The following is a 12,099-nucleotide window of genomic DNA, read 5'->3' on the forward strand; positions in this document are numbered from 1 at the left end:
CACGCTATAGATCAGCGGGGCTTGACAAGTCAACCGCCCACCCGATGCAGCGGCGTTGCCGCCACCAGTTTCGTCATGTCAGGCTTGGCCTGATACGATCTTTTCGATGCTCTCGGTCACCGCATCGATCGGCTGCATACCGTCGACGGCACGCAGCGTGCCCTTGCAGTGGTAGTAACCGACCAGCGGCGAGGTGTCCTTGTAATAGGACCGCAGCCGCGTGCGCATCGTCTCCGCGTTGTCGTCCGGACGGCGCTTGAAGTCCGTCGAGCCGCAGACGTCGCAGACGCCCTCGACCTTCGGCCGCTTGTCCTCGTCATGGTAGACCGCGCCGCACTTGGCACAGGAGAACCGGCCGGACACGCGGTTGACCAGGATGTCATCGTCGACCTTCATCTCGATCACGTGGTCGAGATGCAGCCCCTTGCGCTCCAGCATCGCCTCGACGGCATCCGCCTGGTTGAGCGTGCGGGGGTAGCCGTCGAGAATGAAGCCGCCGGCGCAATCGGCCTGGTCGATCCGGTCCGACACGATGGCGTTGACGATGTCATCGGATACGAGATTGCCCGAATCCATCACCGCCTTGGCCTTCAGTCCCACCTCGGTCTGCGCGGTCACGGCGGCCCGCAGCATGTCGCCGGTCGAGAGCTGCGGGATCCCGTGCCTGGAGATCAGCCGCTGTGCCTGGGTGCCCTTCCCGGCTCCCGGCGGCCCCAACAATATGAGTCTCATTTGCCCCCCCGTCGTCCACCCCTGAGTTTCGCCTTCTTCACGAGGCCCTCATACTGGTGCGCCAGAAGGTGCCCCTGCACCTGCGCAACAGTATCCATCGTGACACTGACGACGATCAGCAGCGACGTGCCGCCAAGATAGAACGGTACGCCCACGGCCGAGATCAGGAATTCCGGCAGAAGACAGATGATCACCAGATAGATCGCGCCGACGACCGTGATGCGGGTCAGGACGTAATCGATATATTCCGCGGTCCGCTCACCCGGACGGATGCCCGGGATGAAGCCGCCATGCTTCTTCAGATTGTCCGCCGTGTCCTTCGGATTGAACACCACGGCGGTGTAGAAGAACGCGAAGAATGCAATCAGGCCGGCATACATCGCCATGTAGAGCGGCTGGCCGTGGCCGAGCGACGCGATCGTCGCCGACGCCCAGCCCGGCAGGTCCTCGGTGCTCGTGAAGTTTGCGATGGTCACCGGCAGCAGCAGCAGCGAGGAAGCGAAGATCGGCGGGATCACGCCAGCCGTGTTGAGCTTCAGCGGCAGATGCGACGTATCTCCCTGGAACATGCGGTTGCCGACCTGGCGCTTGGGATACTGGATCAGCAGCCGGCGCTGGGCACGCTCGAAGAACACGATCGTGGCGATGCAGACGACCGCGACAACGATGACGAGCAGGATGATCGCCGTCGACAGCGCGCCGGTGCGCCCGAGTTCCAGGAGGTTGGCGATCGCCGAGGGCAGATGTGCCACGATGCCGGCGAAGATGATCAGCGAGATGCCGTTGCCGATGCCGCGCGCGGTGATCTGCTCACCGAGCCACATCAGGAACATGGTGCCGCCAACCAGCGTGATGACGGCCGAAACCTGGAAGAACGCGCCCGGATCGACGACGATGCCCGGCTGCGTCTGCAGGCCGGCGGCAATGCCGTAGGCCTGCACGGTCGCAAGAAGCACCGTGCCGTAGCGGGTGTACTGGTTGATGACCTTGCGGCCCTGCTCGCCTTCCTTCTTCAGCTGCTCGAGCGACGGGATCACCGACGTCATCAGCTGGATGATGATGGAGGCCGAGATGTAGGGCATGATTCCCAGCGCGAAGATCGCCATGCGTCCGACGGCACCGCCGGAGAACATGTTGAACAGACCGAGAATGCCGGTCGATTGCTGCTGGAAGGCCTGCGCCAGGGCGTCAGGATTGATGCCGGGCATCGGGATGTAGGTCCCGAGCCGATACACCAGAAGCGCACCCAGGGTGAACCAGATGCGCTTCTTGAGATCCTCGGCCTTCGCAAAGGCCGAAAAGTTCAAATTCGCGGCGAGTTGTTCCGCAGCCGATGCCATACTTTACCTGTCTCCGGGGTTGTCCGGCGGGTCGGCATCGAATGCGCGCCCGTACCGTCAGCCGCGCCGTCCACCGGCGGGCTCCTCCATGAGGAAGACCGAGAGATAGACGCCGCGTCCGTCGGGTGCAAGAAGCCTTAGGCTTCCGCGCCCATCGTCTTGATCGAGCCGCCAGCCTTCTCGACCTTCTCGACGGCCGACTTGGAAGCGCCGTCCACGAGTAGGCTGACCTTGGCCTTCAGCTCGCCGTCGCCCAGGAGGCGAACGCCATCCTTGGGACGGCGAACGAGCCCGGCGGCCTTCAGGGCAGCGATGTCGACCGTGGCCGAGCCGTCCAGCTTGCCGGCGTCGATCGCCTGCTGGATGCGCCCAACCGAGACGACATTGAAGTTCTTGGAAAAGATGTTGACGAAGCCGCGCTTCGGCAGACGGCGGAACAGCGGCATCTGGCCGCCCTCGAAGCCGTTGATCGCGACGCCCGAACGGGACTTCTGCCCCTTCACGCCGCGGCCACCGGTCTTGCCCCGGCCCGAACCGATTCCGCGACCGACACGCTTGCGCGAGTGGGTCGCGCCCTCGACGTCGGAAATCTCATTGAGTTTCATGGTGCTTCTCCTGGTCTATCGGCGGGAAGGCTTCACCCTTCCCCACGCGATATCCCGATGCTCTGGCAAAATTACGGTCTGGTGCGGCTGCGTCAAACGCGACGCCGCGCCACGCGCGTCAGGCCGGGTCGACCACACGTACGAGGTGGGCGACCTTGGCGATCATTCCACGCACGGCCGGGGTGTCTTCGAGCGTCCGGCGGCGATGCATCTTGTTCAGCCCCAGGCCGATCAGCGTCTGGCGCTGGTCGGCGGAGCGACGGATGGGGCTGCCGGTCTGGACGACGGTGACGGTGCTACCTGCGGATTTCGTTTCGGCCATCGATTGGCTCCTTCAGTCAAAGCGCGAGGAGTTCCCGGAACTCCCCGCATCCAATCAATCCTCGTCGGCAACCCGGGCACCGATGACTTCCCGGCGACGCGCCTGGAGTTCGGAGTACTTGATGCCGCGCCGCGAAGCGACGTCCTTCGGATGCATGGCGTTCTTCAGGCCGTCGAACGTCGCGCGAACCATGTTGTAGGGGTTCGACGAGCCGAGCGACTTGGCAACGACGTCGTGCATGCCGACGGCTTCGAAGACGGCGCGCATCGGGCCGCCGGCGATGATGCCGGTACCGGCCTCGGCGGCGCGCAGGATGACCTTGCCGGCGCCGTGGCGCCCGCTGACGTCATGATGCAGCGTCCGGCCATCGCGCAGCGGCACGAAGATCAGGTCGCGCTTGGCGGCTTCCGTGGCCTTGCGGATGGCCTCGGGCACTTCGCGTGCCTTGCCGTGGCCGAAGCCGACGCGGCCCTTCAGGTCGCCGACGACGACGAGGGCTGCGAAGCCGAAGCGACGGCCACCCTTGACCACCTTGGCGACGCGGTTGATGTGAACGAGCTTGTCGACGAAGCCGTCATCGCGGTCATCACGTCGATCGTTACGAGGCGCCATATCCTGTTCCTTGTTCTTTTCCGGAGGCGTCTGTCAGTGGCGACCGCTTCAAGCGGCCGCAATGGGGGGCGATGCGCCCGAGCGGACTCAGAAGTTGAGGCCGCCTTCACGTGCCGAATCGGCCAGGGCCTTGATGCGGCCGTGATAGATGAACGCGCCACGATCGAACACCACGTCGGTGACGCCAGCTTCCTTCGCGCGCTCGGCGACGAGCTTGCCAACCGCCGCAGCAGCCTCGGTGTCGGCACCGGTCTTCAGCTGCGAACGCAGCGAGGTGTCGAGCGTCGAGGCGGCCACAAGCGTGCGGCCCGCGGTGTCGTCGATGATCTGCGCATAGATGTTCTTCGAAGAGCGGTGGACGGACAGCCGAGGACGACCGTTCGCCACCTTCTTGATCGAGCGGCGGATGCGCGAGGCCCGCCGTCGCAGATTTTCCTTCAAGGTAGCCATAACGAGCCCTACTTCTTCTTGCCCTCTTTGCGGACGATCGTCTCGTCAGCATATTTGACGCCCTTGCCCTTGTAGGGCTCGGGGCCGCGGTACTCGCGAATCTCCGAAGCGACCTGCCCGACCTTCTGCCGGTCGATGCCCGAGATCACGATCTCGGTCGGCTTGGGCACCACGATCTGGATACCTTCCGGCACCGGGTAGATCACATCGTGCGAGAAGCCAAGGGCCAGCTGCAGGTTCTTACCCTGGAGCGAGGCACGATAGCCGACGCCGTTGATCTCGAGCTTCTTCTCGAAGCCCGTCTTCACGCCGTTGACGATGTTGGAGATCATCGTCCGCGACATGCCCCATTTGGAGCGTGCATCCTTGGAATCGTCGCGCGGATCCACACGGACCGCCCCGTCTTCCATCTTCACGAGGACTTCCTCGTTCACCACGAAGGTGAGCTCGCCCTTAGGGCCCTTTGCCGTCACGGTCTGCCCGTCGACGGTGGCAGTGACACCCTCCGGCAGTGCAATCGGCTTCTTACCAATACGAGACATTTCGAAACCCTGTGCGTTCGCTGGGCGCCGGTGCCGCCGCGTCAGAAGACGCGGCAGAGCACCTCGCCGCCGACATTCTGTTCACGGGCGCTATGATCGGCCATGACGCCCTTCGGCGTCGACAGGACCGAAATGCCCAGACCGTTCGCGACCTGCGGAATCGTCTTGGCCGACACATACACGCGGCGGCCAGGTTTCGAGACGCGGGCGATCTCCCGGATGACGGGTCCGCCTTCGTAATATTTCAGCTCGATTTCGTACTCGGACTTGCCGGCAACGAATTCGGTCTGGGTGTAGCCGCGGATGTAGCCCTCATCCTTGAGGACGTCCAGCACGCGGCCACGCAGCTTCGACGCAGGCGTCGTCACCGACGACTTGTTGCGCATAATGGCGTTGCGGATGCGGGTCAGCATATCGCCGAGCGGATCAGACAAAGACATGTCTATACCTCCTTACCAGCTCGACTTCACGATACCGGGAATCTGGCCGTTATTGCCGAGGTCCCGGAGCGCAATGCGGCTCATCTTCAGCTTGCGATAGTAGGCGCGCGGACGGCCCGTTACCTCGCAGCGGTTACGAATGCGAACCTTCGACCCGTTCCGCGGAAGTTCCGCGAGCTGGAGCTGCGCCCGGAAGCGCTCATCCATGGGGGCGTCGGCATTCTTGGTGATCGCCTTCAGAGCAGCCCGCTTGGCGGCGTACTTCGCCACCAGCTTCTGACGGTGCTTGTTCTGCTCGATCATGCCCTTTTTGGCCATTATCTCGTCCTTTGCTCGTCAGCCGTTACTGGCGGAACGGGAAGTTGAACGCTGTCAGCAGCGCCCGGGCTTCGTCGTCGGTGTTCGCCGTCGTACAGACGATGATGTCCATGCCCCACATCTGATCAACCTTGTCGTAGTTGATCTCGGGGAACACGATGTGCTCCTTGACGCCCATGGCGAAATTGCCACGACCATCGAAGCTCTTCGGGTTCAGGCCGCGGAAATCGCGGACACGCGGCAGGGCGATCTGCACCAGCCGGTCCATGAACTCGTACATGCGGTCCTTGCGGAGCGTGACCTTGGCGCCGATCGGCATGCCTTCGCGAACCTTGAAGCCTGCAATGGAATTGCGGGCGAAGGTGATGATCGGCTTCTGGCCCGCGATGCGGCCCAGATCCTCGGCCGCGACCGCAGGCTTCTTGGAGTCGGCGGTTGCCTCGCCGACGCCCATGTTGATCACGATCTTGTCGACGCGCGGAACCTGCATCTCGTTCTTGTACGAGAACTGTTCCAGGAGCGTCTTGCGGACCTCTTCGCGATAGACGCGCTTGAGGCGCGGCTCGTAAGCGGTTTCCGTATCAGCCATTGATCTGCTCTCCCGAGCGCTTGGCGACGCGCACCTTCGTGCCGTCGTCCAGAATCTTGAAGCCGACGCGGGTCGCCTTGCCGTCCTTGGGGTCTGCGACCGCAAGGTTGGAAAGCTGGATGGCGGCTTCCTTGTTGATGATGCCGGCTTCCTGGGAAGCGGTCTGGCGCTGGTGGCGCTTGATCATGTTGATCCCACGCACCAGGGCGCGACCGTCCTTCGGCATCACCTTAATGACTTCACCCGACCGGCCCTTGTCCTTGCCGGCGAGCACGACGACCGTGTCGCCCTTGCGGATCTTCTGCATCGTCCGCTCTCCTTCTTACAGAACTTCGGGGGCCAGCGAGACGATCTTCATGTGGTTCTTGCCGCGAAGCTCGCGGGGAACCGGGCCGAAGATACGGGTGCCGACCGGCTCTTTCTTATTGTCGATCAGGACCGCGGCGTTCGAATCGAACCGGATCACCGAACCGTCGGCGCGGCGGATGTCCTTGGCGGTACGTACCACCACGGCCTTCATCACGTCGCCCTTCTTCACGCGGCCCCGCGGAATTGCCTCCTTGACGGAAACGACAATGATGTCGCCGACCGAGGCATATTTCCGCTTCGAGCCGCCCAATACCTTGATGCACATGACACGACGGGCGCCGGAATTATCCGCGACGTCGAGGTTTGTTTGCATCTGAATCATGTCAGACCGCCTTCAAAGCTTGCTGCCGGGCTGCGCGGATGCCGCGCGTCCCGACCAAATCATTAACTGGCTGCTGCCGTTTCGCTCGAAACGACGATCCAGCTCTTGTCGCGCGAGATCGGCCGCGTCTCCTCGATGGAGACGATGTCGCCGACCTTGTACTGATTGCTCTCGTCGTGCGCCTTGTACTTCTTCGTACGGCGCACGGTCTTCTTGAACAGCGGGTGGGTGAAGCGACGCTCCACCAGGACCACTACCGTCTTGTCGTTCTTGTCGGAGACGACCGTCCCCTGCAGGATACGTTTGGGCATATTCTCGTCCTCAGGCCTTGGCCTCGCCCGCCTTCAGGCGAGAAATCGTCTTGATCCGCGCGATATCGCGGCGCACCTTGCGCACGCGGGCGGTGTTCTCGAGCTGACCCGTGGCACGCTGGAAGCGCAGATTGAACTGCTCCTTCTTCAGCTTGGCGAGCTCGTCCGTGAGTTCGTCCTGGGTCATTGTCTTGACGTCGGAAGCTTTCACTTCAAACTCTCCTTACTCGGCAATGCGCTGAATGAAGCGCGTACGGATCGGCAGCTTCGCCGCGCCGAGACGCAGCGCCTCGCGGGCCGTCACCTCGTCGACCCCGTCGATCTCGAAGACGACGCGTCCGGGATGAACGCGGGCGGCCCAGTAATCGACCGAACCCTTGCCCTTACCCATGCGGACTTCCGTCGGCTTGGAGGTCACGGGCAGATCCGGGAAGATCCGGATCCACACGCGGCCCTGGCGCTTCATCTGACGGGTGATCGCGCGGCGGGCCGCTTCGATCTGGCGGGCGGTGACCCGCTCCGGCTCCATCGCCTTCAGTCCGAAGGCGCCGAAATTGAGGCCGGTTCCGCCCTTTGCGGTACCGTGAATGCGTCCCTTGAACGCCTTCCGGTACTTTGTGCGCTTTGGCTGCAGCATCTTATGTCACTCCGAATTCGATAAGGCTCAGGCGTGCTCGCGGCGGCGACCGCCACCCTGACCCTCGCCTTCGACCTGGCGGCGCTCGGAGGCCATCGGGTCGTGCTCGAGAATCTCGCCCTTGAAGATCCAGACCTTGACGCCGCAGATCCCGTAAGCCGTCTTGGCCTCGGCGGTCCCGTAGTCAATGTCGGCGCGCAGCGTGTGCAGCGGAACGCGTCCCTCGCGGTACCATTCGGTACGTGCGATCTCCGCGCCGCCCAGACGGCCGCCGCAATTGATGCGGATGCCTTCCGCGCCGAGGCGCATGGCGGACTGGACGGCCCGCTTCATCGCCCGGCGGAACGCCACGCGGCGCTCGAGCTGCTGGGCGATGGACTGGGCCACCAGGGTTGCATCGGTCTCGGGCTTGCGCACCTCGACGATGTTGATGTGCGTCTCGGCGGTGGTCAGCGAGGCGAGCTTCTTGCGAAGCTTCTCGATGTCCGCACCCTTCTTGCCGATGACGATGCCCGGACGCGCTGAGTGGATCGTGATGCGGCACTTCTTGTGCGGACGCTCGATGACGATCTTGGAGACCGCCGCCTGCTTCAGCTCGTTCATCAGATATGCGCGGATCTTCAGATCCTCGTGCAGCAGATGGCCGTACTCGCCGGTGTTCGCATACCAGCGCGAATCCCAGGTGCGGTTGATGCCGAGCCGAAAACCGGTCGGATTGATCTTCTGACCCATTATGCGGCCTCCTCGATTGCGGCGATCTCGCGCACGACGATCGTCAGATGCGAGAACGGCTTCTCGACCCGGCTGGCACGACCGCGACCGCGGGCATGAAAGCGCTTCATCGTGATCGACTTGCCGACATACGCCTCGGCGACGATTAGCGAATCGACGTCGAGATCATGGTTGTTCTCGGCGTTCGCGATGGCGCTTTCCAGCGTCTTCTTCACCGTCTCGGCAATCCGCTTGCGCGAGAAGGTCAGGTCCGCAAGAGCGGCGTCGACCTTCTTGCCGCGGATCAGCTGCGCGACGAGGTTGAGTTTCTGGGGGCTGACACGGATCGTCCGGGCGACTGCTCGCGCCTCGTTCTCCGACAGCCGACGTTCGGCTTTGGCCTTGCCCATTGTTACTTCCTCTTCGCCTTCTTGTCGGCGCCGTGGCCGTAATATGTGCGGGTCGGAGCGAACTCGCCGAACTTGTGTCCGACCATATCCTCGTTGACCGACACCGGAATGTGCTTCGAGCCGTTGTAGACGCCGAAGGTCTGACCGACAAACTGGGGCAGGATCGTCGAACGACGGCTCCAGATCTTGATCACATCATTGCGGCCGCTCTCGCGCCCCTTCTCGGCTTTCTTGAGAAGGTAGCCATCGACGAACGGACCCTTCCAGACGGAACGTGTCATGAAAAAATCCTCTTACTTCTTGCGCTGATGGCGCGAGCGCATGATGAACTTGTCGGTCGCCTTGTTCTGCCGGGTGCGCTTGCCCTTGGTCGGCTTGCCCCACGGCGAAACCGGGTGACGACCACCGGAGGTACGGCCTTCGCCGCCGCCATGCGGGTGATCGACCGGGTTCATCACGACACCGCGAACATGCGGGCGACGACCCAGCCAGCGCGAACGTCCAGCCTTGCCGAGGTTGATGTTCGAGTGATCCGCGTTCGAGACTGCGCCGACAGTGGCCAGGCAGGACGACGGCACCAGCCGCTGTTCGCCCGAGTTGAGGCGCAGGATCGCCAGACCGGAGTCGCGGCCGACGAGCTGTGCATATGCACCGGCGGACCGGGCGATCTGGCCACCCTTCTCCGGCTTCATCTCCACATTGTGGACGATCGTGCCGACCGGCATGGCCGACAGCGGCATCGCGTTGCCGGGCTTGACGTCGACGCCGGACAGACCGGAGATCACCACGTCGCCGGCAGCCACGCGCTGCGGCGCCAGGATGTAGGCGAACTCGCCGTCCTCGTACTTCAGCAGCGCGATGAAGGCGGTGCGGTTGGGATCGTACTCGATCCGCTCGACCGTTCCCGGCATGTCGAACTTGCGACGCTTGAAGTCGATGATCCGGTAGGTCCGCTTGTGACCACCGCCCTGGTAGCGAGCCGTGATGCGACCGGCATTGTTACGGCCGCCCTTCTGGCTGAGGCCCTCGGTCAACTGCTTGACCGGCTTGCCCTTCCAGAGGCCCGAGCGATCGACGATGACCAGCTGACGCTGGCTCGGCGTGTTCGGTTTGAAATTCTTTAGTGCCATTGCCTAGCTCCCTCCGGTCCCGATCAAAGACCGGTCGAGACGTCGATCGACTGGCCTTCGGCCAATGTCACGACGGCTTTTTTCTGATCGCTCTGGCGGCCGATACGGCCACGGAAGCGCTTGACCTTGCCCTTGCGGACCAGCGTGTTGACGGCGGTTACCTTGACATTGAAGAGCGCCTCGATGGCGGCCTTGATGTCCGGCTTGGTCGCCGTCCGCGGGACGTTGAAGACCACCTGGTTGTTGTCCGACAGAAGCGTCGACTTTTCGGTGATCACCGGGCTCGTGATGACGTCGTAATGGCGCAGATCGCTCATTTGAACCGCTCCTCGAGAGCCTCGACCGCAGCCTTCGACAGAACCAGCGTCTGGCGGCGGAGAATGTCGTAGACGTTGATGCCCTGAACCGGCAGCACGTCGATGTGCGGGATGTTGCGAGCCGAGCGCGAGAAGTTCGCGTCGAGTTCCGCACCACCGATGAACAGCGCGTTGGACAGACCCAGGTCGGCGAAGTTCTTCACCATTGCCTTGGTCTTGCCCTCGGCAGCCTTCAGCTCGTCGATGACGACAATGCCGCCCGACTTCGCCTTGGCCGACAGCGCGTGGCGCAATGCCAGTGCCCGCACCTTCTTGGGCAGGTCATGGGCATGGCTCCGCGACGTCGGGCCGTGGGCCTTGCCGCCACCGCGGAACTGCGGCGCACGCGCCGAGCCGTGACGGGCACGACCGGTGCCCTTCTGGCGGTACAGCTTGGCACCCGTCCGCGCGATCTCCGCGCGGCCGAGGGTCTGGTGCGAGCCCTGCTGGCGCTTAGCCAGCTGCCAGCGAACCATGCGCTGCAGGATGTCCTCGCGCGGCTCGAGGCCGAAGATGTCGTCGGCCAGGGTCGCCGTGCCGGCGTCCTTGCCGTCGAGGCTTTTGATCGTAACGTCCATTATTCCGCTCCCTCGGAAGCGTCCGCGGTCTCAACAGCAGCACCGTTTCCGGCGTTGCGGAGCGCGGCCGGCTTCGGCGCGTTGTCGGGCAGCGACGCCTTCACGGCGTCACGAATTTCGATCCAGCCACCCTTGGAGCCCGGGACGGCGCCACGAACCAGGATCAGGCCCTTCTCGGGATCGGTGCGCACGACCTGCAGGTTCTGCGTGGTCACGCGGACGTCGCCCATATGGCCGGCCATCTTCTTGTTCTTGAAGACCTTGCCGGGATCCTGACGCTGGCCGGTCGAACCGTGCGAACGGTGCGAGACGGACACGCCGTGGGTGGCGCGCAGGCCGCCGAAATTGTGGCGCTTCATGGCGCCTGCGAAGCCCTTACCGATCGAGGTGCCGGTCACGTCGACCATCTGGCCGGGCACGAAGTGCTCGGCCGTGATCTCGGCGCCGACGTCGATCATGTTGTCGTCCGACACGCGGAACTCGACGAGCTTGCGCTTCGGCTCGACCGAAGCCTGGGCGAACACGCCGCGCATGGGCTTGGACGTGTTCTTGACCTTGGCAAGGCCAGCGCCGACCTGGACGGCGGTGTAACCGTTCTTTTCCTTGGTCCGCTGGGCGACGACCTGGAGGTTCTCGACCTTCAGGACGGTGACCGGAACATGCTCACCGACGTCGTTGTAGACGCGGGTCATGCCGACCTTTTGTGCTATCACACCTGAACGCATGGGCGTTATCCTTCCCGTGCTCGGATCAGAGCTTGATCTCGACATCGACGCCAGCGGCGAGGTCGAGCTTCATGAGCGCATCGACCGTCTGCGGCGTCGGGTCGACGATGTCGAGGAGCCGCTTGTGGGTGCGCATTTCGAACTGCTCGCGCGACTTCTTGTCGACGTGCGGCGAGCGGTTCACGGTAAACTTTTCGATCCGCGTCGGCAGCGGGATCGGCCCCCGCACATTTGCGCCGGTGCGCTTGGCAGTCGACACGATCTCGCGGGTCGACGCATCGAGAACCCGGTGATCGAACGCCTTGAGGCGGATGCGGATATTCTGGCCGTTCATTTTATTCGTCCTCTCGTCGGAGACCACCGGCGCGGCGGCGCTTTCCGAGCGCTTGTCTTGTCAAAGCAGCCAATGTCGCGCGGGGCGAACCCCGGCTTACCCTCGGGGGGCAAAGAACCAGGGACGCCGCTAGCAGGGCGGCGTCCCCGAGATCGTTCCGTCGTTACGCGACGATCGAGGCGACGATGCCGGCGCCGACGGTGCGGCCGCCTTCACGGATGGCGAAGCGCAGCTTCTCTTCCATCGCGATCGGCACGATCAGCGTC

General features: G+C 63.6%; 23 protein-coding genes and 1 pseudogene. All 24 read right to left on the bottom strand.

Going from position 1 to position 12,099, the window contains the following annotated elements; genetic code table 11:
- Nucleotides 1–78: 78 nt before the first annotated feature.
- Nucleotides 79–732 (bottom strand): adenylate kinase, encoded by a 654-nt coding sequence (locus tag VQ042_RS08585; RefSeq protein ID WP_331817540.1) that lies wholly within the window; start codon nucleotides 730–732, stop codon nucleotides 79–81.
- Nucleotides 729–2,072, bottom strand: a complete 1,344-nt coding sequence (gene secY, locus VQ042_RS08590) for a preprotein translocase subunit SecY (RefSeq protein ID WP_331817542.1) — start codon at nucleotides 2,070–2,072, stop codon at nucleotides 729–731. The genes VQ042_RS08585 and secY overlap by 4 nt, the downstream gene beginning before the upstream one ends.
- Nucleotides 2,073–2,209: 137 nt before the next feature.
- Nucleotides 2,210–2,677 (bottom strand): 50S ribosomal protein L15, encoded by a 468-nt coding sequence (gene rplO, locus VQ042_RS08595; protein WP_331817544.1) that lies wholly within the window; start codon nucleotides 2,675–2,677, stop codon nucleotides 2,210–2,212.
- A 118-nt stretch (nucleotides 2,678–2,795) separates the two neighbouring features.
- Nucleotides 2,796–2,999: a 50S ribosomal protein L30 gene (gene rpmD / locus VQ042_RS08600; protein WP_331817546.1), complete on the bottom strand. Its 204-nt coding sequence runs from the start codon at nucleotides 2,997–2,999 to the stop codon at nucleotides 2,796–2,798.
- Between the two features lie 54 nt (nucleotides 3,000–3,053).
- A complete protein-coding gene (gene rpsE / locus VQ042_RS08605; protein WP_331817548.1) occupies nucleotides 3,054–3,611 on the bottom strand; it encodes a 30S ribosomal protein S5 in 558 nt (185 codons plus the stop codon).
- Between the two features lie 87 nt (nucleotides 3,612–3,698).
- Complete coding sequence (gene rplR, locus VQ042_RS08610; RefSeq protein ID WP_331817550.1) at nucleotides 3,699–4,061, bottom strand: 50S ribosomal protein L18; 363 nt, start codon at nucleotides 4,059–4,061, stop codon at nucleotides 3,699–3,701.
- Nucleotides 4,062–4,069: 8 nt separating this feature from the next.
- Nucleotides 4,070–4,603, bottom strand: a complete 534-nt coding sequence (rplF, locus tag VQ042_RS08615; protein WP_331817552.1) for a 50S ribosomal protein L6 — start codon at nucleotides 4,601–4,603, stop codon at nucleotides 4,070–4,072.
- Between the two features lie 41 nt (nucleotides 4,604–4,644).
- Nucleotides 4,645–5,043, bottom strand: coding sequence for a 30S ribosomal protein S8 (rpsH, locus tag VQ042_RS08620; protein WP_009209721.1), 399 nt, complete (start codon nucleotides 5,041–5,043; stop codon nucleotides 4,645–4,647).
- 12 nt (nucleotides 5,044–5,055) lie between these two features.
- Complete coding sequence (gene rpsN, locus VQ042_RS08625) at nucleotides 5,056–5,361, bottom strand: 30S ribosomal protein S14 (RefSeq protein ID WP_331817556.1); 306 nt, start codon at nucleotides 5,359–5,361, stop codon at nucleotides 5,056–5,058.
- Nucleotides 5,362–5,386: 25 nt separating this feature from the next.
- Nucleotides 5,387–5,950, bottom strand: coding sequence for a 50S ribosomal protein L5 (gene rplE / locus VQ042_RS08630; protein ID WP_331817557.1), 564 nt, complete (start codon nucleotides 5,948–5,950; stop codon nucleotides 5,387–5,389).
- Complete coding sequence (gene rplX, locus VQ042_RS08635) at nucleotides 5,943–6,257, bottom strand: 50S ribosomal protein L24 (protein ID WP_331817558.1); 315 nt, start codon at nucleotides 6,255–6,257, stop codon at nucleotides 5,943–5,945. Before rplX ends, rplE begins: the two co-directional genes overlap by 8 nt.
- Before the next feature lie 15 nt (nucleotides 6,258–6,272).
- Entirely contained in the window at nucleotides 6,273–6,641 is a 369-nt protein-coding gene (gene rplN / locus VQ042_RS08640) for a 50S ribosomal protein L14 (RefSeq protein WP_009209725.1), read from the bottom strand.
- Nucleotides 6,642–6,703: 62 nt separating this feature from the next.
- The gene (rpsQ, locus tag VQ042_RS08645; RefSeq protein ID WP_331817561.1) at nucleotides 6,704–6,952 is read right to left on the bottom strand and encodes a 30S ribosomal protein S17; all 249 of its coding nucleotides are present in this window, start codon (nucleotides 6,950–6,952) and stop codon (nucleotides 6,704–6,706) included.
- Nucleotides 6,953–6,962: 10 nt separating this feature from the next.
- Nucleotides 6,963–7,163, bottom strand: a complete 201-nt coding sequence (gene rpmC / locus VQ042_RS08650) for a 50S ribosomal protein L29 (protein ID WP_009209726.1) — start codon at nucleotides 7,161–7,163, stop codon at nucleotides 6,963–6,965.
- 12 nt (nucleotides 7,164–7,175) lie between these two features.
- Nucleotides 7,176–7,589: a 50S ribosomal protein L16 gene (gene rplP, locus VQ042_RS08655; RefSeq protein ID WP_206454001.1), complete on the bottom strand. Its 414-nt coding sequence runs from the start codon at nucleotides 7,587–7,589 to the stop codon at nucleotides 7,176–7,178.
- Between the two features lie 27 nt (nucleotides 7,590–7,616).
- The gene (rpsC, locus tag VQ042_RS08660) at nucleotides 7,617–8,321 is read right to left on the bottom strand and encodes a 30S ribosomal protein S3 (protein WP_331817568.1); all 705 of its coding nucleotides are present in this window, start codon (nucleotides 8,319–8,321) and stop codon (nucleotides 7,617–7,619) included.
- Nucleotides 8,321–8,710: a 50S ribosomal protein L22 gene (rplV, locus tag VQ042_RS08665; RefSeq protein WP_331817570.1), complete on the bottom strand. Its 390-nt coding sequence runs from the start codon at nucleotides 8,708–8,710 to the stop codon at nucleotides 8,321–8,323. Before rplV ends, rpsC begins: the two co-directional genes overlap by 1 nt.
- A gap of 2 nt (nucleotides 8,711–8,712) precedes the next feature.
- A complete protein-coding gene (gene rpsS / locus VQ042_RS08670) occupies nucleotides 8,713–8,991 on the bottom strand; it encodes a 30S ribosomal protein S19 (RefSeq protein ID WP_024351694.1) in 279 nt (92 codons plus the stop codon).
- A 12-nt stretch (nucleotides 8,992–9,003) separates the two neighbouring features.
- A complete protein-coding gene (rplB, locus tag VQ042_RS08675) occupies nucleotides 9,004–9,840 on the bottom strand; it encodes a 50S ribosomal protein L2 (RefSeq protein WP_331817574.1) in 837 nt (278 codons plus the stop codon).
- A gap of 23 nt (nucleotides 9,841–9,863) precedes the next feature.
- Nucleotides 9,864–10,157 carry a 50S ribosomal protein L23 gene (locus VQ042_RS08680; RefSeq protein WP_331817576.1) on the bottom strand — a complete coding sequence of 98 codons (294 nt, stop codon included), beginning with the start codon at nucleotides 10,155–10,157 and terminating at the stop codon, nucleotides 9,864–9,866.
- Nucleotides 10,154–10,774 (bottom strand): 50S ribosomal protein L4, encoded by a 621-nt coding sequence (gene rplD, locus VQ042_RS08685; RefSeq protein WP_331817578.1) that lies wholly within the window; start codon nucleotides 10,772–10,774, stop codon nucleotides 10,154–10,156. The genes VQ042_RS08680 and rplD overlap by 4 nt, the downstream gene beginning before the upstream one ends.
- The gene (gene rplC, locus VQ042_RS08690; RefSeq protein ID WP_024351692.1) at nucleotides 10,774–11,499 is read right to left on the bottom strand and encodes a 50S ribosomal protein L3; all 726 of its coding nucleotides are present in this window, start codon (nucleotides 11,497–11,499) and stop codon (nucleotides 10,774–10,776) included. Before rplC ends, rplD begins: the two co-directional genes overlap by 1 nt.
- A gap of 25 nt (nucleotides 11,500–11,524) precedes the next feature.
- Nucleotides 11,525–11,833 (bottom strand): 30S ribosomal protein S10, encoded by a 309-nt coding sequence (gene rpsJ, locus VQ042_RS08695; RefSeq protein WP_006205468.1) that lies wholly within the window; start codon nucleotides 11,831–11,833, stop codon nucleotides 11,525–11,527.
- A gap of 163 nt (nucleotides 11,834–11,996) precedes the next feature.
- Nucleotides 11,997–12,099, bottom strand: a pseudogene (locus tag VQ042_RS08700) (elongation factor Tu); the annotation flags it as partial.

Origin of the sequence: Aurantimonas sp. A2-1-M11 (genome assembly GCF_036549475.1) — a bacterium.
Lineage (GTDB): Bacteria > Pseudomonadota > Alphaproteobacteria > Rhizobiales > Rhizobiaceae > Aurantimonas.